Origin of the sequence: Methanococcoides sp. AM1 (assembly GCF_900774055.1) — an archaeon.
Classification (GTDB): domain Archaea; phylum Halobacteriota; class Methanosarcinia; order Methanosarcinales; family Methanosarcinaceae; genus Methanococcoides.
The window spans coordinates 1-204 of record NZ_CAAGSW010000045.1; the positions used below are offsets into that span (position 1 = coordinate 1).

The following is a 204-nucleotide window of genomic DNA, read 5'->3' on the forward strand; positions in this document are numbered from 1 at the left end:
CTATACTTCCGGTATCCGATTTCAGTGCTAATGTCACTGAAGGTATTGCTCCCCTGAGCGTTGCGTTTACTGATCTGTCAACCAATGCAACGTCATGGTCCTGGGATATTGATGCTGACGGTACTGAGGATTACTCCAGTCAGAATATAATTCATACGTATGATACAGCTGGTTTGTATACTGTCAATCTTACTGTCAGTAATA

1 protein-coding gene is annotated in these 204 nt (G+C 42.2%); it reads left to right on the plus strand.

Going from position 1 to position 204, the window contains the following annotated elements:
• The coding region (locus E7X57_RS12305; RefSeq protein WP_135613314.1) for a PKD domain-containing protein at positions 1-204 on the plus strand (204 nt) is incomplete at both ends.